Annotated in this window: 17 protein-coding genes; 11 read left to right on the forward strand and 6 right to left on the reverse strand. The window is 57.3% G+C overall.

The annotated features are described in order from the left end of the window. Positions 1–25 precede the first annotated feature (25 nt). Positions 26–406: a hypothetical protein gene (locus PHO31112_RS24890; RefSeq protein WP_150624104.1), complete on the reverse strand. Its 381-nt coding sequence runs from the start codon at positions 404–406 to the stop codon at positions 26–28. Positions 407–724: 318 nt separating this feature from the next. Further along, the gene (locus tag PHO31112_RS28295; RefSeq protein ID WP_150624106.1) at positions 725–1,186 is read right to left on the reverse strand and encodes a hypothetical protein; all 462 of its coding nucleotides are present in this window, start codon (positions 1,184–1,186) and stop codon (positions 725–727) included. 579 nt (positions 1,187–1,765) lie between these two features. On the opposite strand from PHO31112_RS28295, the gene PHO31112_RS24900 reads away from it, so the two are divergent. Both PHO31112_RS24900 and PHO31112_RS24905 read left to right on the forward strand, forming a co-directional pair. After that, entirely contained in the window at positions 1,766–3,721 is a 1,956-nt protein-coding gene (locus tag PHO31112_RS24900; RefSeq protein WP_150624108.1) for an IucA/IucC family protein, read from the forward strand. Beyond that, entirely contained in the window at positions 3,718–4,962 is a 1,245-nt protein-coding gene (locus PHO31112_RS24905; protein ID WP_150624110.1) for an MFS transporter, read from the forward strand. The genes PHO31112_RS24900 and PHO31112_RS24905 overlap by 4 nt, the downstream gene beginning before the upstream one ends. Positions 4,963–5,097: 135 nt before the next feature. Here PHO31112_RS24905 and PHO31112_RS24910 read toward each other — a convergent pair whose 3' ends face one another. Beyond that, positions 5,098–5,541 (reverse strand): hypothetical protein, encoded by a 444-nt coding sequence (locus tag PHO31112_RS24910; RefSeq protein WP_150624112.1) that lies wholly within the window; start codon positions 5,539–5,541, stop codon positions 5,098–5,100. Positions 5,542–5,911: 370 nt separating this feature from the next. On the opposite strand from PHO31112_RS24910, the gene PHO31112_RS24915 reads away from it, so the two are divergent. Next, complete coding sequence (locus PHO31112_RS24915) at positions 5,912–8,224, forward strand: NEL-type E3 ubiquitin ligase domain-containing protein (RefSeq protein ID WP_150624114.1); 2,313 nt, start codon at positions 5,912–5,914, stop codon at positions 8,222–8,224. 258 nt (positions 8,225–8,482) lie between these two features. On the opposite strand, the gene PHO31112_RS24920 is transcribed toward PHO31112_RS24915, so the two are convergent. Beyond that, positions 8,483–9,853: a hypothetical protein gene (locus tag PHO31112_RS24920; RefSeq protein WP_150624116.1), complete on the reverse strand. Its 1,371-nt coding sequence runs from the start codon at positions 9,851–9,853 to the stop codon at positions 8,483–8,485. Positions 9,854–10,788: 935 nt separating this feature from the next. Between PHO31112_RS24920 and PHO31112_RS24925 the strand changes: the two genes are divergently transcribed. Next, complete coding sequence (locus PHO31112_RS24925; RefSeq protein ID WP_150624118.1) at positions 10,789–12,375, forward strand: acyltransferase family protein; 1,587 nt, start codon at positions 10,789–10,791, stop codon at positions 12,373–12,375. A gap of 29 nt (positions 12,376–12,404) precedes the next feature. Here PHO31112_RS24925 and PHO31112_RS24930 read toward each other — a convergent pair whose 3' ends face one another. Then, on the reverse strand, positions 12,405–12,749 hold the full coding sequence (locus tag PHO31112_RS24930; protein ID WP_174995879.1) for a DUF4376 domain-containing protein: 345 nt from the start codon (positions 12,747–12,749) through the stop codon (positions 12,405–12,407). Between the two features lie 79 nt (positions 12,750–12,828). After that, entirely contained in the window at positions 12,829–13,602 is a 774-nt protein-coding gene (locus PHO31112_RS24935) for a hypothetical protein (protein ID WP_150624122.1), read from the reverse strand. Between the two features lie 267 nt (positions 13,603–13,869). On the opposite strand from PHO31112_RS24935, the gene PHO31112_RS24940 reads away from it, so the two are divergent. From PHO31112_RS24940 to PHO31112_RS24970, 7 genes are all read left to right on the forward strand, one after another. Beyond that, a complete protein-coding gene (locus PHO31112_RS24940; RefSeq protein ID WP_246178549.1) occupies positions 13,870–14,499 on the forward strand; it encodes a site-specific integrase in 630 nt (209 codons plus the stop codon). A gap of 730 nt (positions 14,500–15,229) precedes the next feature. Next, positions 15,230–15,412 (forward strand): hypothetical protein, encoded by a 183-nt coding sequence (locus PHO31112_RS24945; RefSeq protein WP_150624124.1) that lies wholly within the window; start codon positions 15,230–15,232, stop codon positions 15,410–15,412. 105 nt (positions 15,413–15,517) lie between these two features. After that, entirely contained in the window at positions 15,518–16,708 is a 1,191-nt protein-coding gene (locus PHO31112_RS24950) for a hypothetical protein (protein WP_150624126.1), read from the forward strand. Further along, positions 16,708–17,907 carry an MFS transporter gene (locus PHO31112_RS24955; RefSeq protein ID WP_150624128.1) on the forward strand — a complete coding sequence of 400 codons (1,200 nt, stop codon included), beginning with the start codon at positions 16,708–16,710 and terminating at the stop codon, positions 17,905–17,907. The genes PHO31112_RS24950 and PHO31112_RS24955 overlap by 1 nt, the downstream gene beginning before the upstream one ends. A gap of 2 nt (positions 17,908–17,909) precedes the next feature. Further along, positions 17,910–18,788, forward strand: a complete 879-nt coding sequence (locus PHO31112_RS24960) for a class I SAM-dependent methyltransferase (RefSeq protein WP_246178550.1) — start codon at positions 17,910–17,912, stop codon at positions 18,786–18,788. 6 nt (positions 18,789–18,794) lie between these two features. After that, positions 18,795–19,490, forward strand: coding sequence for a hypothetical protein (locus PHO31112_RS27825; RefSeq protein WP_246178551.1), 696 nt, complete (start codon positions 18,795–18,797; stop codon positions 19,488–19,490). A 7-nt stretch (positions 19,491–19,497) separates the two neighbouring features. Next, positions 19,498–20,721 carry a DUF2087 domain-containing protein gene (locus PHO31112_RS24970; protein ID WP_150624130.1) on the forward strand — a complete coding sequence of 408 codons (1,224 nt, stop codon included), beginning with the start codon at positions 19,498–19,500 and terminating at the stop codon, positions 20,719–20,721. Positions 20,722–21,137: the final 416 nt, after the last annotated feature.

Genomic DNA, 21,137 nt, shown 5'->3' on the forward strand with positions numbered 1-21,137 from the left:
TTCAAGATTCGGAAGAAATAGTACGTTAGCCGTATTGCAGCACTATTAAGATCAATGATTTACTGCTTGAAAACCAAATCAGGTGCGGTTCTATAGCACGACCACCAATAGCCATCAGTGATCCCACGGCGTCCATGACGTTTTTCGTATTGGCAACTAGCCCCGGAAGTACTTGGCCAAAAAACTGCTGGAACTGGATCATCTCGTAATGATCTGCGTCATCGCCTCCAATGGATGACGGAACAGACAGAAAATCTAAACTTCCGGCGTTGTGGAGTCTGACGACTGCGGCGATGACATCTGCTTGTCCATATGCTTCAGCCTCGCCCAAACGTGGAACTAGTAACGATAGAAGCGTTTTGCTTTTGTACCGATCGAGAATGTCGTGTTCGAGAGAGTTCGTCATTACGGACCTTAGACGTAACCAAGCGACAATATCATGAGACGCTTCAGAGCCAACCTAGCTCACATCCAGTTCGCTAAGTCCGTTAAAACCTGCGGCGAGGTCGCATGCTGCAGATTACCGCTCTGGCGCACTGCATTTACGAAGCCATGCGGGCTGGGTCGTTCTTTGCTATGCCAAGGTGGGTTCCGATGGCCCCGCCAGTCCAAACCCAAACGTCACGCGCTCGGAAGGACCGCAACAATCCGCCCCACCTCTGCGGCCATTGCCTGAGCCATCCGCTCAAAGGCATCGGCCGGTTTAAGCGCCGAGAGTGCACCATTACGCCCGTGCGTAGTGGGAAATCCCATCCCCAAGAAACACATTAAGTCCTGGTGCGTTGGCGGCGAACCAAGCCTTGCAAGCCAAAATGTCCGGGGCCGTAGCGGGAATCAGTCCCAAGGTTGGCGCCAACTTGAATGCGAAGTCCAGGTCGGCAAGGGCCTTAGGCGTGACACCCACCGCACGCAATACGTTCATCATCGGCACCAGTGAAGAACTGCTCCCCCCCTCCACCAAACATCCCTTGTCGTATGCGTAGGAGTGGCCCCGCACCAGCGTGTATATCGGAGGGAGCGTACCGCCGGCGCATTTTGGTCTCGCAAGCGCAGCTTCGTTGATCCATATCGTGGCGTTACCTCGGTTTATCAGGCCGGTGTTGTACGCAGCCCAGTTCTTGACCCGGTAGCGCTTCTTCGACTCCTGCGTCTTGCTTGTGTCCCCGCGCATCTTCTCGGCAAGCAAAAATCGAGAATCTGCCCAGGAACCCCCTCTGTAGACAGCCCGGCACAAGCAACTATGTCTCCCGATTTATGCAACAACGCCGAATACAACAAGCTCCAATCAGATCATCAGCTCGCGCTGTTTTGAGATACCCCGTGGCTTTCTGCGAGGTAGTTCATCTACGCATTGCAAATGCATTGACCTGAAGAAGAGTGGAGTCAAAATGAAACACAAATGAAATTAAAACCAAATTTCAATATTTAATTTGACTGCATAAACCGGATCCTCTAGTTTTTTAGCACGTACTCAGACGTGCTTGATTCTCGACGGGTAGCTTAAAAACACAAACAAAGGAGACGAACTCGTGGGCGTGCAGCATTTCGCCGTGGCATTGGCTGCCTGTTTTGTCGGCATTCGGCGGCGCACTGGATAGCTCTTCGGACGCGTACCACCTGTTTGGATGCGAGAACGATTACAAATCGAGCCAGCAATGGGATCCGAGCTCATGGCATACGCACATCGCGCTGACGCGCCGTCGAGGTCCGTTGCATCGAGCGGCGGCTGTCTCAGCCCCCTCCCCCATGCCCGGTCATAGGAGCCATGATGCATAGCCAAACCAACATTGACGCCGTTGCCACCGTTCCACTGTCACACGAAGCGACTTCCCCGCTTGTACAAGCCGGAGTCACCGCAGCACACTGGAGTAGCGCACAACAGATGGCCCGCCGACGTGTATTCTCGCGGCTGTTGCAAGCGCTGTTTCGCGAAGCGCTGCTCAATCCCGACCAGTTAATCGTTGACCCAAGCACGAACGTCACGTTACTTCCAATCTGGCCTCAGCGAGCGTTGTTGCGCTTTACCGGCCTTCGCGCGGGTGCGCTTGGCAGTTGGACTCTGACAGGCGACGCGGTCCTGCTGACACAAGATCATGCCGCCGTGTCTATTGGGTGCGCGTCCGACTTGCTCCGTTGCCTTAAACCGTTGCTCAGCACACAGGAAGCCGACATTTCCAACCTGACTGCTGTCGAACGCCTCTCTCGAGAACTTGAAAACAGTCAGGAAAACGATACGTTGTGCCAGGCATACCGCCTTGCCTGGGGCGAGCGGCTTGCGAGTGAACTGGCCGCCAGCAGCACACGGGATGCCGTCGACCTACTCACAGGTCACGGCACGCCGTATGCCTTGGCACGCACCGAGCAGTGGGGGACAGGCGGGCATCCATGGCATCCGGGTCATAAGGCTCGCTTGGGGCTGACACCCGCGCAGGTGATGTCGCTGTCTCCAGAGTGCGAAGCGCGGGTGCAAGTCGGTGTCGCTGCGGTTGCCGTACACCGCCTGAGCGTGACAACCATGGAAGGCACTACTGCATACAACGACTGGTTTGCCGAAACCTTCCCCGCGCAGATAGCGAAGTTCCGTCTCTCACTTGAGCAACGAGGACTGGCGCTCGAGGAATGGTTACCGTTGCCTGTACATCCGTGGCAGCGTGATGCAACGCTTCGGAAGATCTTTGCTTCAGAACTCGCTTCCGGTGATTTGATCTTCCTGCCAGACGTATTTATTGCGGCACATCCCACCATGTCTTTCCGAACCGTGGCTGCGACCGATGCACGCGGTGGCCCAATGCTGAAACTTCCAGTATCGATGCGACTGACCAGTGTCGAGCGGACTGTATCCCCAAAATCGGCTGTGATGGGCCCACGTGTTAGCACACTGATCGAGTCGATTCTGAGTGCCGACAGCGACTTAGCCAGCACACTGTCAATCGTTCCTGAACGTCACGGATTACATTTCATCGATCCAGACGACAACCGAGCTCGTCATCTCTCGATGATCGTGCGCGATACGCCGACAGCATACGTTCCCGAGGGCCAGTGCCTATTGCCCGTCGGCGCACTGTTCACGCCAGATTTCACCGCAGACATGTCCAGTGCCGGGGCACCAACACTGCTCGACACCGTACTCGCACGCCAAGCGTACGGTAGTCGCGCCGAACGTGCCGCGCGCTTCTTCGACGCTTATCTGCGTGCGGCTATTCCAGCGATCGTGGGACTCTATCTACGATATGGCATCGCTCTAGAAGCCCACCAGCAAAATACGTTTATTGCAATCGACGCAGTCGGCATGCCAAAGCGGCTAGTGGTGCGAGATTTCGGTGATGTGAAGATCGCCTCGCCAGCACTCGAAGCACAGGGCTTCTCTATCTCGCCCTTCCGTGCTGGACACACCGCCTATCCCGACCACGACATTCCTCGCAAGAAACTGATCCACGCCTTTCTGCTATGTCATGTCGGCGAACTGGTGCTCGCGTTATTCCCTGAAAAGGGTTGTACGCAGGGCCTGCACCAATGGAGCGACGCCATGCACGCTGAGTTCGAAAAACAGCGAATGCACCTTGATCCCGTTACGTGGGCCAGCGAGCGTCGCGCGTTGCTCGATGCACCGTGGACGTTCAAGACATTTGTACGCATGCGCCTGCTCGACAGATCAGAGGACATGCACGCTACCCTGCCCAATCCTTTTGCGAAAGGTGGTCTGCTCACCGAGCCGGAATGAGCCAATCGGCGCCGATCAACGCATGGCACAGCGCCATCCGATGGTTGCTGATCATTCAAACGCTGTCCATGGGAGCGATGGAAATGACCGGCCCATTCTGGCCCATCTTCCTTCGTGAGCTCGAACCGGTACCATATGTCCCGTTTGCGTGGGTGGCGAGCGCGGCGTACTTCGGACCCATGGCCGCCACGATGGTGACGGCCCCTTGGTGGGGACGCCTTGCGGATAGGGTCGGCCCCAAGCCGATGCTTCTTCGCGCATTAATTGCGTTGGCCGCGTCACAACTATGGACGAGCTATGCCCACTCCGCTGTTAGCGTTCTGCTAGCGCGGACCATACAAGGAGGGTTGGCGGGTTTCTTGGCGGCGGCACAGGTCTATGCGATACGCATAGCACCGCCGACTGCGCGACATCAGATATTTGCTGACCTGCAGACAGTGACCGCTTGCGGCAGCTTCATGGCACCGTTGATTGGCGCATGGCTGGTGGACTGGTTGGGCTTTCGGATGGCTAACACGACGGGAGCTGTGCTTATCCTTTCCAGCATTGCGCTCGCCATGCGGTTCTTGCCGCCGGTCGCCCCCGTGCTGTGCGCTCGCAGGAACAACGTCGCGACCGCATCACCGTTGGGCGGCTTCGTAGTCGGTTTGTTGCTGGGTATTGTGGTCGTGCAGGCCGCACGCATCATGCCACAGAGCTTCCTCGCACCGTACGTCGCGGAGACACTTCACGGCTCAGTCATACTTGTCGGCATCGCGTATGGTGCAACGGCAGCCACGCTCGCGCTATCGGCTCGCTGGTGGGCGAAGCATTTCGTCAATCTGCCGCCCTCAAGAATACTTAGGCGAGTCTGCGCGCTGATCGCTCTGTGCGCGGCAATCGCACTATGGCAAGGCTATGCGTGGAACAACACGAGTTTTGTCATTGCGCGTCTCGCGTGGGGGTTATGTTTGGGTGGATTGCTCCCGGTGCTAAACAGTCTGGTATCCGAAGCCAGTCCAGAGGATCGCGAGGGATTTATCATGGGCCTATGCAGTAGTGCCGCCAAAGCCGGGGCACTCATTGGACTCGGTGTGTCAGCTGTTTCGACCGGCCTGCTCGGATGGCGAGCTGGGTTTGTAGCGATGGCAGCGGTGTATGGGGTGGCGTTGGCTGTCGTGATCCCCCTGCGCTGGTTGCTTGGTAAATCGGCATTTGCTGATTGGCAAAGACAGCGGGATACGACATCCGCTGGCCAGTGAGCCTTTGCAAGGTTCTGTCGCAATAGCCAGGCCCCAATGCATCGACCAACGTTGCACGGTTTCGTAGGTGGCCTTGATGCCGCGCGGCCAGCATTTCCTCGACCTGCGCAAGCTCAGCGGGACTGGTCGCCACGGTCACACGGAGCAGGTGGCAGAACTGGGCATCTGCCCCTTGCGAATCATATGCAAGAGCTCAATACCCGTGAGCGGTGCACGTACAGGAAGGAAGCCGAGGACCTGATTCCCCTCGCACAATCGTGCGCCCTTCAGTTCGACCAAAGTGGCCTGCGTGACCTCGTGGACCATCAGCGTCTTAGGTAGGCCGTACCGCGCCCCTTCTACCATCTCCCACCTGTTGCCAACCTGCCGCAATTCGTCGCCGAACAGCTTGCGCACGCGTGACTCGTTGTTCTTGTGGGAGATCTCGGACGCCTCCAACCATCCCTCTTGGCCCGCCCGCGATACCAGATATTCGTTCTCGAACGTCTTGAGCGCAAATACGTCGGCGGCTTCGTGAAAATGCGGCGATGCGTCAAACGTAGCACAGAACTGTCGCGAATCGACGCCCTGTTGCCGCATCTATCGCCGTTAGGCCGGGAGCACAACCTGACCTGTGATCACCCGTGATGCAGCGACGCCAAGATCAGCGCCGGCGGGGGGCAGGAAAAGTGAACATTTCGTTTTCCTAATAGTGCAGTACCAGCCTCGGCGGTCGGCGCAAAGATACATAAAAAGTGTTGCGATCAAACGCACTTGCGTGGTGGCTTCATGATCGCGCACGCCGAGGCCGGGAAGGATCTGTAGTCGGCCAGATGCGCTTTTTTTTATAGTCGGCGATGCGGCTCATCGTCCAACATGCGTCTATCCGGCTGGCGATGGCAGTTGAGTCCGCCTATGCCAGACATCCTACGAGAGAGAGCCGAGCCAGTTGCCGGGAAACTCGGCGGCGATGCCTTTCTCCACTGCCATGTTACCCATGCCGATTACTCCCACCAGTTCACATTCGCTAGCTGCGCCGGCTCGGCCGCTGAGCACGCTGTCTTTCCCTTCCCAGCAAGTCAATGAAGCCCAAAGGCTGGCGCTTGAGTATGTAGGTCAAGGAGACGATCCGGGGCACGAGCGGCGCTGCACCGCGTTATTGGCCGCGCTCGCCTGGGCTCATCGCCAGTTCAGCCAGACGGGCGGTGACGACATGGAGTCGGTGCACTGGAATCTGACGCAACACTTGGCGCGCTCATGCCGAGAAGGCATAGACGCCGAGGCATTGGCGGAGACTCTCGCAAGCCTTTGCGTTGTTAGCGCGCACGGTAGCCAATCCCCCGATCCCTCGCCAGTTCATGTGCAGCTCGCCCGTGACGTGCTGGCCACGCTGGATACTCGCGTGGACGCGCACGAGCTCCTGTGCGAACTGCTCGGAAGCTTGTCTGAGCGGCGCGGAGGACATGACAACGGCATTGATGAGCTCTACCGGTCTGCGCTATGCGCATGGGTGGCTATCGCGCCGCTGGAGTGGGGCGGGAAGGGAGAGCGTGCGATCGCCAGGGACAGGATTCTCAATATGGCCGACGGCAAACTGGATTTGCTTGGCTTAGGGTTGGGGCATCTGCCCGAATTGCCCGCGGGCCTCACAAGGCTTGACGTAAGCGGCAACCAATTGCCTCATCTGCCGGAACTGCCCGCGAGCCTCACGGTACTTTACGCAAGCGACAACCGTCTGACCGAGCTGCCGGAATTGCCCGCGGGCCTCACGATGCTTGACGTAAGCGGCAACCAATTGCCTCATCTGCCGGAACTGCCTACAAGCCTCACAGAGCTTAACGTGAGACGCAACCAGTTGTCCCGCCTGCCGGTCTTGCCCGCGGGCCTGACGGCGCTTGGCGCAGGCTTCAACCAGTTGACCCAACTGCCGGCGTTGCCCGCAGGCCTCACGATGCTTAGCGTAAGCGGCAACCAATTGCCTCATCTGCCGGAACTGCCCGCGAGCCTCACGGCACTTTACGCAAGCGATAACCATCTGACCGAGCTGCCGGAATTACCGGCGGGTCTCAAGCTGTTCAGCGTGGGTGACAACCAGCTGACCGCACTGCCGACCTTGCCCGCGAACCTCATGGATCTCTGTGTGTATGGCAACCATCTGACCGAGCTGCCGGCCTTGCCCGCGAGCCTCGGGAGGTTGGACACCCGTAACAACCAGTTGACTCGCCTGCCGCCAAGCGTGTTGAGCTTGCCATACAGTGGTCAGGTATTTGTCGATAACAACCCATTCTCGCCTGCCTACCTGCAACGATTGCGTGCTGCGCTGTCGGCACCAGGATACAGCGGGCCTCGGATCCACTTCTCCATGGCGACTGCCGGCGTGAGCATCGCAGCGACGCGCCCGCTTCCCGACGCGGTTCGGGACTGGTTCACCAACGATGAGCAGGCGCAGATGAGCCAATGGCGGATGCACGGCGAGGAAGCGCACGCGGCGGAGTTCTCTCGGTTTCTGGACCGTTTGAGAGAGTCCGTCAATTACAACGCTGACTTCAAGAAGGCCGTCGCCAGTTGGTTATCCAGGCTCGCCCAGGATGGGGAGCTTCGGCAGCTGGCCTTCCAGGTCGTTCAAGGGGCCACCGAGTCCTGTGAGGATCGGGTCGCGCTCACTTATAACACCCTGACGAAACTCAGCCATGCGCACGCCGTCACCCGTGGCGAGTGCGATGCCAGGCTCGACGAGATCGTCGACCGTGGGCGCGGCGCATTTCGCTTGGACGCGCTGGAGAAGATCGCCCGCCAGAAAGCCCAAACGTTATCGCTGGTTGACGAAATCGAGGTCTACCTAGCCTATCAGGTCCAGTTGCGCGACCGGCTGGAATTGCCCACTGACATCGCAAACATGCGCTTCTTCCACGTCGCAGGGGTGGCGCCGAACGATCTGATGGACGCCGAGCAAGAGGTTCGCGCTCGAGAGTCCACGGAGTTCGCTCAATATTTCCTGGTGGAATGGGCACCTTGGCAGCAGGTGCTGGCGCGGTTGGACCCTGAGGGGACCGAGCGAGCCCATCAAAAATTACAGGACATGCTCCTCGGATATGAGCAAGAAGTGGCGGCGCAACTGGCCAGTATTAGTCTGCCGAAAGATCATGATGCGCAGGCGCAGGCTGGGGTCGGTATCATGAAGGCGCAGCAGTTGGAGGTCTATAAAGAGCTCTCTCGGGAGTTCTTGTGCAAGCGGGGTGAGGAGGTGCTCATGGACCGGATCATGGGCGCTGGCAACCGGTGACAGCGCCGGCACCTCTCAACGTCAGCGAGGTACAAGCGGTCAGGGGCCTTCGCCGGCCGGTTTCGGACCAAGCAGTCCGCGAGACAACCTGCGGTTCACATCGGCCCCACGTCATCCTTGCGGAGCCGGTCCTCCGCGGGCTTCGTCAGCGTGCCGTCTGCGCGCAGGTAAATTTTCAGCGCGCTGGACGCGACGCCGTACTGCCTGGCCACGCCGTCAAGCCCCGCCCGCCTTGTCACCCCCCGGCTTGCCGAGACGCTACCACTCCCGCACCATCTCGAGGGTGACTTCCGTGCCAGGCGGGTTGAGCCGGTCCCCGGCGCGCTTCGTCATCGTGCCGTCTGCACGCAGGTAAATTCTCAGCGCACCAGACGTGACGCCGTACTGCCCGGCCACGCCGTCAAGCCCACCCGCCTTGTCAACCCCCTGCTTGCCGAGGCACTGCCACTCCCGCAACATCCCGACCGTGACTTCCATGCCAGGCGGGTTGAGCCGGTCCTCGGCGGGCTTCGTCAGCGTGCCGTCTGCTCGCAGATAATGTTTCAGCGTGCTGGCCGCGACGCCGTACTGCCTGGCCACGCCGTCAAGTCCCCCCGCCTGACCAATCCCCTGCTTGCCGAGGCACTGCCACTCCCGCAACATCGCGAGGGTGACTTCCCCGCCAGGCGGGTTGAGCCGGTCTTCGGCGGGCTTCGTCAGCGTGCCGTCTGCGCGCAGGTAAATTTTCAGTGCGCTGGACGCAACGCCGTACTGCCTGGCCACGCCGCCAAGTCCCCCCGCCTGACCAATCCTCTGCTTGCCGAGACGCTGCCACTCCCGCAACATCTCGAGGGTGACTTCCGTGCCAAGTGGGTTGAGCCGGTCCTCGGCGGGCTTCGTCAGCGTGCCGTCTGCACGCAGGTAATTTCTCAGCGCGGCCGATGCGACGCCGTACCGCCTGGCCACGCCGTCAAGCCCCCCCGCCTCATCGATCCTCTGCTTGCCGAGGTGCTGCCACTCCTGCAACATCTCGAGGGTGATGTCCGTGCCCGGCGGATTGAGCCGGTCCTCGGCGCGCTGCGTCAGCGTGCCGTCTGCACGCAGGTAATGTTTCAGCGCGCCAGACGCGACGCCATACTGCCTGGCCACGCCGTCAAGCCCGCCCGCCTCATCCATCCCTTGCTTGCCGAGACGCTGCCACTCCCGCAACATCGCGAGGGTGACTTCCGTGCCCGGCGGGTTGAGCCGGTCCTCGGCGGGCTTCGTCAGCGTGCCGTCTGCTCGCAGATAATATTTCAGCGTGCTGGACGCGACGCCGTACTGCCTGGCCACGCCGTCACGCCCTCCCGCCTTACCAAGCCCCTGCTTGCCGAGGTGCTGCCACTCCCGCAACATCTCGAGGGTGACTTCCCCGCCAGGCGGGTTGAGCCGGTCCTCGCCGCGCTTCGTCAGCGTGCCGTCTGCGCGCAGGTAATTTCTCAGCGCGCCTGACGCGACGCCGTACTGTCTGGCCACGCCGTCAAGCCCGCCCGCCTCATCAATCCCTTGCTCGCCGAGGCGCTGCCACGCCCGCAACATCTCGACGGTGACTGTCGCTCTTGCGCGCCCCGTGCCAGTTTCTTTGCGGAGGATTTGGGCCGGTGGAGGCATTAAACCGGCACATCTCCCACTGTCTGCGTCCTGTGGCGCTACGCGCTTTCGATGGCAACCGCTGGCATGCAGCCCCTGAGTTTCGGGGTGCGGCGATCGTTGGGCCGAGGTTGACGGCATGCCAGAGAACGCATCGGTATGCGACGCCGGTATCCCTTGCATGTCCAGCACTGCGTCAAGTATCACTGCTGTTGAGGGGCGAGATGGATGTTGAAGCGAACTCGGCGGCCTGCCAGAGAACGCACCGGTATGCGATGCCGGTATCCCTTGCATGTCCAGCACTGCGTCAAGTATTACTGCTGTCGAGGGGCGAGATGGATATTGAAGCGAACTCGGCGGCATGCCAGAGAACGCACCGGTATGCGATGCCGGTATCCCTTGCATGTCCAGCACCGCGTCAAGTATTGCTGCTGTTGAGGGGCGAGACGGGCGTTGAGGCGAGCTCGATGGCATGCCGGATGACTCACTGGTCTGATACACCGCGTACACGCTGGCGGCCAGCGTAATCGGCGGTAGTGCGCTCTGTCGGGGCGATGCTGAGATTGATGCAGCCACTGAGGGCTGGAGGCGCCGGGCCTCTGCGCCGGAAACGGGAAGCATGGCGTTGCCTGATAGAAGTTCTTGTTCGCGATGTGCCTGCCATCGCCAGATGGCCCATTGTGGGCAGTCTCACTGTTACATAAGCTCGCCATCAGCGCTTGCATGAATCGCTCACTGGGGTGGCAAGCCGTAGCTCCCGCCGTGCGCCTGCCAGACCCACTTGGCCGCTTTCCCGTGCGCCGCTACGCCTGGTACAACCGGCCTTTTACGAGTCGACCCGATCATCCGTCCATAGCTGCGCCGAAGAAGGCACTTTGGGCTCGTGTCTATGCTGGGATCACGAACTATCGGTGCTGCCTGTCGAGAGATATCAAAATGTCCCAGGAGGCCATGCAATGATCCAGCGAAACCTGCACAGGTTAAGTGGCTACCCGCTATTGATATTTGCTGCTTGGCGCTTACGGCGGAATGTCTTATCGGTACTGGTCTTGCAAACTACCGTGTCGTTCCTCCTGAACGTCCAGGGGGTGAAAACGGATCCAGTTCGCACCTTCTTCCTACCGCAAACGCGCTTTTGGGAACTTCTTGCTGGCTCATTCCTTGCATATGCTCAGATGTTCGAGGCAGCTAAGATTCAGCTATTACAGGGGAAATTTCTCGCGCGCGGGTCAGGTGATTTGGCACGAAACACGCTGTCTATCGCCGGGATCGTATTGGTCATTGGTGCAGTATTCGGCCTCAATTCCAACATGCAGTTTCCCGGGTGGTGGGCGGTCCTACCGGTAGCAGGAAGCTTCCTGCTTCTGCTCGCAGGTCCAACGGCGTGGATAAATCGCACGCTATTGGACAATCGAGTCATGGTTTTTGTCGGGATCATCAGCTATCCGCTCTATCTCTGGCACTGGCCGATCCTCTCATTTCTACGCATCATCGATGGACAATCTGCGCCGCTTACACTGCGACTTGTAGCTGTCGGCGTCAGTATTCTTCTTGCATGGCTGACATATCGGCTAGTGGAGCGTCCAATCCGGCTTGGGGGTAACGCATCAGCCAAGACGATTGCCCTTTGCGCCGTTGCACTCTTTGCGGTCGCCATGGGCTACGGCAACTTCCTTAGCGCAGGCTTCCCGTCGCGCCGCGTTGCCATGGAAAATAGTTATGCGAGCACAGAATCTCAGTTCAAGAGCAATGCGCCGTCAACTTGCGGTGCCGACCCGGCATTTGCAGGCCTAGAACCCGTTTGCACAAAATACCTTGCGGCGGGTGCGACGCAGACCGTATTTCTTTGGGGCGACTCTTCCGCAGAAGCGTGGTCACCGGTATTCCGACAAATTGCCTATCAACGGAATATCAATGTCATTGTTATCAGCCACCCCTCCTGCCTACCAATCATCGGCGTGCGTGAAACGTCGTTCGAATTCCCGCTGGAACGCCAATATTGCAGCGATGGAAAAACCGGCGAAAAGGTGCTGCATGCAATCCGGGCATCTAAACCGAGTGCTATTTTCTTGATCGGCGCATGGGACTACTTCGGTCCTTTCCATCGCAGCGTGCTCACCGACTCGCCAGATGACACAACTGCCACCCGGAAAACGACCCTCAAGGCCCTTTCTGACAAAATCCCAGCAACACTAAACGCACTATCGAACGTTGCTCATCTGGTGGTTTTCAAAAGTTGGCCAATCCTTATTTCCGATCCGGACTATGGTGTCGTCCGCCTTCCATTCCTCGGCCGGACAACCTCACGTGAGTTGCAGACGAACGAACGTCACGAGCATGAGGGGGCCTTCATCAATGAGATCTTCGCGAAATCAAACGTCGAAAATACGACGTATTTCGACCCATCGCGTGCGATCTGCTCAACTGTCTGCGCTACGACCAAGGATGGGGTCCGTCTATACTCTGATCGTTATCACATCACAGCAGCAGGAAGCATTTTGTTCGAAGAAGAAATTGCAAAGCTGATGCCGGCGGGCAGTTGACTAGGAGAGTGCCGTTGCGGTCGCTCTTATCAGATCCAGGTAATGGCTTGCACAGCAGCCACGGTCGTAGCAGCTCGCACTTCAGCCTTAAGCGTCTGCAGCTTGCTGAACGCGATGTTGCCCTGGGCCAGCATGGAGGCGTAAAGGCCCTTCAAATCGGGCAGCTCGAACGGCACCTGTCTGTTGTCGGCAGATAGCCAATAGAAGCCTTTGGGTGTTGCGCCGGCGAGGTTGTATCCGGTCGTGGCCACCAACAGCGTCAATTGGCTGGTCGAATCAGCATCGTACGTTGCCGCGACACGAGCCACGGACGTGTGATTGACGTCAACCTGCGTGGCTGCTTGATACGACGCGTATAGGACCGCGAGTTGCACGTCCTGAGCCTGCGTCAAAGTCGGCACAGGCGGCCACGGGGTCGGCAACTCGTCTCTGTATATCTCGCCGGCAATACAATCATCGGCTGAATCTACCGCACGGAAGCCGAGGCCGTCGTTTCTGACTGCATATCCCATCCGCGTAGCTAAAGGTATTGCTCGACTGCGTGTTGGGGAAAACCTGAACCGCCGAAGTCAAGCCGCTCGAATTGACGTACAAGCTGATTTTGCTGGCCGTGAGCGGGACGAACGCCAACGTAGATACAGCACTCGGGAACGTTGCCGCGCCCGACGCCATCACCGGAAGGGTTGTAAGGTTGGTTCCCGACGTCGTCACATAGCGGGCCGAGCGCCCATACTGCAGCGTCTGCAGCAAGTACTTATTTCCACTGGAATCGGTGCGAACAGCTCCGATACGGGCGCGATAGCCCGCCGTGTAGCCCGACGGCGCCGTTGGCGCCGTGGCGCTCGGGTCCAACGTGCCGCAAACGGTCGTCCCGTTGTACCAAACCCAGACGTAGTACCACGTGCTCGCCGCGAGCGTTCCCGTGCTCAGACTGTTAGGCTGCCCCACTGTGCCAGCCGAGTTGATCGTGACATTGACGCCACGCACTGACGCATAAAGATTGCTGCCATTTTCGAGCACAAGCTCATCGGCCGTCACCACAGTCGACGTGTTGTTGACGCCAAGCGCTGCGACCTTCAGATTCTTAAACGCGCCCTGCACAGCCGCGAGTTGCCCGAGCTGCGCCGCGTGCTGCGACTGGGTAGCGGGGGCGACTTGCTGTGCCCCGCCCGTGCGCTCGATCAGCACCCATGCGCCGTTGCCCGAATCCACATTAGATGCAACCACATACAACAGCGTCGCAATCCCTTTCGCCGGCAGCTAACCGCCCTGCAACGCCGCAAGGCCCATCCCGATGATTGGCTTTGCGGGCCAATCCATCGGGGGCATAAGTAGCGGCTCCAGCGTTGGCACTCGCAATGCTCAGCACTTGTACAAAGCCACTGGACGGAAGTGCCGTTAGTGCAGGAGCATTCACAGCAGCGTAGGCATTGACCGCGCCAGTACGCCCGCGCCGAGCGCCCGACGGAAACCCACAATGACGAAATCGATCCGTTGTCCCCGGACGAGCAAGCAGCCATTCCTGGAAAGCTGACGGGCGGTAACCGGAACCTCGTCCAGTTCGCACTTTGGACCGGAATGCGCACATCGGAATTTATCGCGTTGAACTGGTCGGACGTCGATTTCGTTGGGGGATACGTGCGCGTCCGGAGAGCGATGACACGTGAGGCGAAAGGCGTTGCCGAGTTTCCGAAGACATCGGCCGGCCGCCGCGACATCCGGCGACTCGAACCCGCGCGCGCCGTCCTGAAAGCGCAGAAAGCCCTCACGTTTCTCACCGAAGAGGACGGGCCGATTTTCAAGGACAAGGCTGGTGAGCACTTTGCAGGCTCGCATCAAATCTGGCGCCTCTGGCAGTCGGCGCTTAAGCGGGCTGGAGTTCGGTACCGAAACCCATATCAGACCCGGCACACGTATGCGTCAATGATGCTCTCGGCCGGCGAACATCCAATGTGGGTTGCTAAGCAGATGGAGCACGCGGACTGGACCATGATCGCGCGAGTCTACGGCAGATGGATGCCGACGGCGGACGTTGGGGCCGGAGATAAGGCGGTGGAGAAGTTCGCGCGAAACACTGGCACGGTTGCTGGCATTTTGGCAGAAAAACAGGCAAAAACCGGCTAGATTTTTGCCAGCCACAAAACACAACCCAATGATTTAAAAGTGATTTTTTGTGCGAGGAAGGGGAAACGTTTTTCTTTTTTGAAATCAATAGGGTTAGAGAGTTTTGGGGAGGAGATGGGTAGATGGCCGCAAATTGGGAGATTCGAGTTCGGCGGCAGGGCCCCGAGCCCCAACACCTACACATATCCCACACGCGTGGATGAATAGGTGGGAAACGCGGAAATGGTTGGTCGGCTGGTCCGACTGGCTTCCTCAGTTCATCGTGGCGCCCATACACCGTATCGACGGCGAGGTAATCGGCACAAACGCCCCCGGCCTGGAGCGGCAGCTAATCCGGTGTAGCCGGGTGGGGACGGCTTTCTTTGACCTTTCCCCTCTGAAATGTCCCGCTGAGTTGGTTACACCACGACGATATCTGCTCGTCCGCGAAGTCCACACCGCTAAGTGAGTGTGCAAACTTGTTGCGAATGTTTCGAATCGTATTAAGCCTTCGACTCTCCTCATTGCTGATGAGCCCAAGTCTGTATTTCGCATTGCAGAAATTAAGCATGTCCAGACTTGGTCGTTCCACTTAAAAGTATCATAAAAAATTCAGAATAAGTTGGCCCTCACCCCATTGATGTCAATGACAAATTTGATGCAATCTTGCGCCGCGAGCAGCCTATTAGTGGAAGAACGAGGATGCTCGTATCACCCTCCTAAATTCCGTTTCGTTAAAAGGAGCATCAAGATGACGATTTCCTTGAAAGACGTAAAGATAAGTGATGAATTGACTGCTGGTGAGATCAAGCCTTTTGTAGCCAACGTGAAATACGCGCAGCGAAATGATCTTGAGATCGAGCCGGTTGTTTCCAACGTCAAATATGCACAGCGTAACGATGAGGAAGTAATGGCTATCGCCGAGGTTATCTGAAAGGCGAAGTAATGCGCATGCGTTGTTGAACTCGCGCCGTGAGCAAGGGTCTCGGCCTCTTGCTCACCTATCCATGTTTATCTTCATCTGAATATTGAGTCAAATATGGTCGCATTGTTGTCACCGCAATTTGTGGAAGAACTATGGGGTAAGCAAGCGGCAGAGCTAGCCATATCGAAGATTCCATTCAACGATAAAGACGTGCTGGGCGCGCTCAAGGAATATGCACTACGCCTGGATGACATTCGCGCCCGAAACTCTCAGTCCGAAGTCATAACCGCTTTCAATGGAAAGCGCACGTCAGAGGTGCATCCCGATTTTTTTGCGCGGCAGTTCGACGCCACACTTGAGGATTATGTCTCGAGAATCGAATGTCTTGCCGGTGATGATGAATGGACGGTCATGTACTATGGACTCCATGCAGCAAGCCCCATCATATGGGATGTCGCAAAGACTTTTTCCGACCAGCTCGCCTTGTCAATAGGCTATCGTCCTGGCGGGCGCGTCGATGTCGATTGCTTTATTGGTCGATATTCGTCCACTTATATCGGAGTCCATGCGGACCATGCGCATAATTTCGGGTTCACCCTGCGTGATGGGAAAACGATGTTCACTTGGCCCGGAACCCGGACGGATCTTGTCGGCGTGCGATTTCCTGACTATGAACCGTTCAAGTCCGAGGGCATTCCGCTTGAGAACAAAACGAATCGAGTGACCTATTTCCCGGGAAACTGGCTGCACGTTGCCGAAACAAAATCCAACGTGTCGGTAAACGTGAATATCGCATTTTGGGAAACCGGTAACGATTCTCAGCAAAACGCGACCTACGTGAAGGGTCTCCTCCAGACACCCAATCGTAGCCGCTATGACGTGCGTTCATCAGGTATTGCAAGCCTGAACCCCGATGATGAACTTCTGCTTTCATCGTTGAAGATCTTGCTTGATGGTGCGTCGCTGAAAAAACGAATGATGATTTCTCAACTCATTTCGGGCACCAGTAGCCGCTTGAATGTCGGCCGTCCAATCGTCGAAGTTGATGAACTAGACGATGTTATCTCCCTCAACGCCATCAGCACCCTGCAGTGGATGCCAATATTGCAGGAGGGTGAGGTCCTGGTCGCGGCAAACGGCCACTGTTGCAGCTTCCGTTACAGTCGCGTATTGCACGATTTTCTGGATCGCCTGTCCGCCGGTCAGCAAGTGAACATTTCAGATCTAACGCGCGGGGATGACAAGCTTCTTAATGAGGATCTGCTGAGTGTAGTAGCGTCGCTGGCGCGATGGGGGGCACTTTGATGGGCATCAGAGATCGATGGGCGTTCGTTTTTATTTGCGTTTCCCTAACGTTTGGCAGCTTCGCCGATGAAGCAGCTCAAGTGACCTTTGCCCTAAGACTAGCTGACCACACATCCTCGGTATCGATTTTGCTCGCCGCAGGTCTCATCGGAGGTATGCTTTCCGGCCCGATTGCGCCCATGATCCTCCAGCGAATCGGGCCTCACCAGACGATTCCCGCGGTATTTCTCCTTCAGTCGCTTCTGATCGCGGCCGCGTCCCTAGCCAATCAATTCTGGGGCTACGTCGGCGTGTCTATGGCGCTCGGGTCAACAGGGGCTCTTCTGTGGGCGGCAATCATGGTCGCCATTCCAAGCTACACAAACGACGAGCGCTACATTGATCGTGTAAATAGAATTACGCAGTCGATGCGAAACATGGGTTATGTGGGTGGGCCAGCTCTCGGCGGACTGCTCTACGGCATGGCCGAGCATTCACGAGGACTGTTGCTGCTGGCCTCTCTAGTGTTGATCGCTGCGCTCGTCACCACGCTATGTTTCAAGGTGCTGGATTCTCGGAATCAAAAATCCGGCCACGCGCCTACGCAAGACGAACAGAAGGGACGCCTCGACCTGCCAGGTCTCTTTCGCACAGCCGGCGTGATCCGCGCGATCACCCCGCTGTTGATGACGGTCGTGCTTGCATCCATGCTCAACGTGCTATTGATATTCCGAATTCGCACCGAGCTGCAATTCAGTACTGAAATCTACGGATTCATCATCAGCGCGTTGAGTTTTGGGCTGATCGTCGGTCCCGTGTCCTTTTCCGGAATATTTGCGAGACTTGGTGATGCTGCCGGTGCATCCATTGCTGCCAGTATCATCGGCTTCGGCATTTTATGGCTCGCCTTGAGCGACGTGGCATGGATCATGACGTGTGCCACATTTCTGATCGGATCGGCAAACGGTATCCAGAATGCGCTCACGGCAAGTTTCATGATGAAAGCGATAGATCCACAGCGGCGTGTCAACCTGATGCCAGCCTACATATTTTGCATCCAGGCATCAGTATTTCTCGGCTTCCTGTGCGCGGGCATGATCAGTACTGCACATGTAAGCACGGCTCTCATGGCTGTTGGAGTCGCCACGGGCATCATTGGCGCCTGCGGTTTCGCATTGAATGTCAAAAACCGTCCAAGCATGGTTACAAAGGGAGTTTAACGATGGCTGGTATAGGACGCTTCGGATCGAAGCCAAACGATGCGAAATCAATCAAACTGCAAGCCCCGTTGGATCGCATCGTGACATCGGGCATAGTGGATCTCAGAGTCAGCCACTATTATTTCGACGAACCTCTATTCGACGAGTATGAATTGACGACAGTCCGTGCGACATGGGACTTCGCCGCCGCAGAATCCATTGTACGGGATGGACACAATATTCTCGACCTAGGCTGCGGCGATGGCCGACTGCTCCTGCACCTTGCCGAAAAATTCTCGTTGAAGGAGAGTTTTGGCATAGACATCTCCCCCATCGCCATCGAGAGGTTCAATGCGTCGATCAATGACAGCCACATTCACGCGCTCCAGGGCGATATTTTTGAACTACCAACGCAAATCACACAACGCCGCTTCGATGTCGTTACATTTGGAGATGCGACCGTCAATTTCATTCTGGACGACGATAAGCTCGACGTTTTGTTGCGCAGCGCGAAAGTGCAACTGCGCGACTCAGGGTCGAGGATCATGGTCTCCGTCTTCGGTGACGGAACACCCGAGCGTCTTTCGTTCATGGACAAGCGATGCACGGTGGTGCCATTTCGGCGGAGTAATGGAGAGGCAGCCCTCATTTGGTGGGCCTACAAATTCGACCGAGACGAGCTGATCATGCATCGATCGGTTTTTGCGCAATCGGGACGGAGTGAAAACGGGAATATCGAAGGGATCGTATGCGATCTTCAAGACCGGTTGTGGACGCCTTCGACACTTGCTCCCATTGCGGAAGCCTGTGGTCTCACGGTCGAAAAAGTGATCCCATCCGAAGTGCAAGACGGGGCCGCTGTGGGAATGGAAACGGCAATTGTCATATTGAAATCGACCTGAACCACCATGAGAACAGATCCGATTCGCCCTAACTTTTATCGGGGCACGGGGGGGTATGCTTGGCAACTCGCCGAATATCTACAGAGCAATCAGGCCGACCGTAGTGGCAACGACCCGCTCGACAAGTCATTGCCACCGATATTGCAGAACCCGCTTGCAACGTGTCCCGAATTCCTGGCTCTAGATCGCTCGGTCAGATGGTCTAGGTTAGCGCGTATTACGCCTAATACGCCTCAGCTTGTCGGTGCGCGGGGAATTCGATCTTCGCTTGTCGTGGTTGCAAGCGCGCAGGTGTTTGGAGGATTTCGCCACGAAGACGCCCAGGCGCTCGCCGAAGGAACAACAGTGGGGGCCTTGCAGGGAATGGAAATCAATGGCGTGGTTCATGATGCTGGTACGCTATTGATTACACTATATCGACATGGGTTCGTCGAGGTTGGCCAGACATTCCCGGCTTGTCCGCCGGTCAGCTACATGATCGAGCCCACCTGCATTGTTGTCGACGCCCCCGGAGTCGGGCACGTCGCCGTCAACCAGCTTAACGGTCGAACCGTTCGGTTGAACGAAACTTCTCAACGTATCTTTTCCCAGGACAAGCTCTTGAACGAGATACCGGAATCGCTGCGCCCGAACATCATCCACTTTGTGGAAGCCGGCATGTTGCGATTGACTTCTGGAGGAAACGCCCGTGCATATGATTAGACCCGGAATGGGTACCGAGAACAGCGCTATTCTGATCTCGGCGCTCATCCGCATGGCCCGCCCCACCACAGTCGTCGAGATAGGCGCAGGCGACAGCACGGTTTTCATCACGCAGGCACTCCAGCAGGCGCACCAAGATTGGCAACACGACAAGGATTTACTGGATGATTCGACATGGAAGGAGCGAACTGCACTTCTGGATCCGACCGGAATTCCCGACGTCTATCAACCCAAGCTGATCACTATTGACGACTTCACGGCCGAAGGTTCCTCAGCCGAGGAAGCATGGGAGGCCTTGAAAAATCACGATATTGACAGTGACCTCGTCACATTCGTCAAAAGCAACTTCTACTCACTCGACGAGACCACCATCGCTTCATGGGGCGCAATAGACATCGCGTGGATCGATGCGGGCACGCCAGCCGATGATGTCCGCTTTGTCGCGGAGCTTTGGGAGCGCGTCACGCCTGGCGGATACCTGTGCCTGCATGAACCAACCATGTTGACTACCGTCAGCACGGACGGTGGGCAACGCGTTCGCAGAATTAGAACGCCTATCTGGGAAGATCTGTTTCGCCGGCAGGACGATTCATTTGAATTGATAACATTGCCGGAGTTGCACAAATACCGCCAGAGTGGCTTGGGCATCGTCCGGAAGCGCCAACAAAATGAACGCGTGCTCCGCTCCCAGTCATTGCAGTCCGAGCTTGTCGCCCTAGGGGAAATTCCGATCCGCAGCAGCTATTTACCCATTGGCGAGGAAGCGTTGAAACAGCGTCTTCACAAGGACGCCATCATTGCCGCGATGACGTCGCGCGAAACGCGCTCCATTTACGCTACGGTCGTCCTCGGTGTTCATCGCCTTGCGGATATCGCGGAGAAAGTCGGTATCGACGCGAAGGCCGTTAGCAAAATCCTGACCCGGTTGCTGAGCATTGGCCTCGTTCAGCGAGATGAGGATGGGTTTTCGGTTGCCGACACAGTGTGGGAAGAGATTGCAAATCGACAGCATCGCTGCGCCAAAGACTTGAGCGATCGACAGCTCGAAACGGATATCTCCGTCCAAAAGATCTCGGGGGCTTTCGCCCCGGGTGCTTGCTACACTGAATCTGAGGTATCCAAAATCTGCCAGTTGTTTACAACCGATTACGCCCGGCTGAGACGGTACCTAGTCGATCGCGGTGTGTTGCAACGTCAAAATCACGTATATCGGCGGGTTCTATCGCCGTAAGGTGAGCGACTTAATAGGAAGCGCTTCAGGAAACAGAAAATAAAGCACGCATAGCCCCGGAGCATAGGTAACCGGTTATGGTGAGGCGAACTGGGGTAGATCAAGGTCATCGCGATGAAAGCGAGATACAGATTGTCGTGCACCGCTCAGCCGTAAGCAGGGGGCCTGTCAGGATTTCGCTGGAGCGCATGGCCGTCTCTATCGCGAATAGGAATGCCACCGCTACGCGCTGCATTGGTGTTTCTACGGGCAGCCCCTCTTCGTACCCCATGCTCGTGAGCAGCGACTCGATTTCTTCTTCGGATATCAATCGTTCACGGCCGGGCGGATCTGGCGGGCGGGGCCTGTCAGGAATTTCGTGTTTGAGGCATAACATGTCGCCAAGGAGTGACTATGCCTCGCAAACCGAAACCCCC

The sequence above is a fragment of the Pandoraea horticolens genome (assembly GCF_902459555.1).
Lineage (GTDB): Bacteria > Pseudomonadota > Gammaproteobacteria > Burkholderiales > Burkholderiaceae > Pandoraea > Pandoraea horticolens.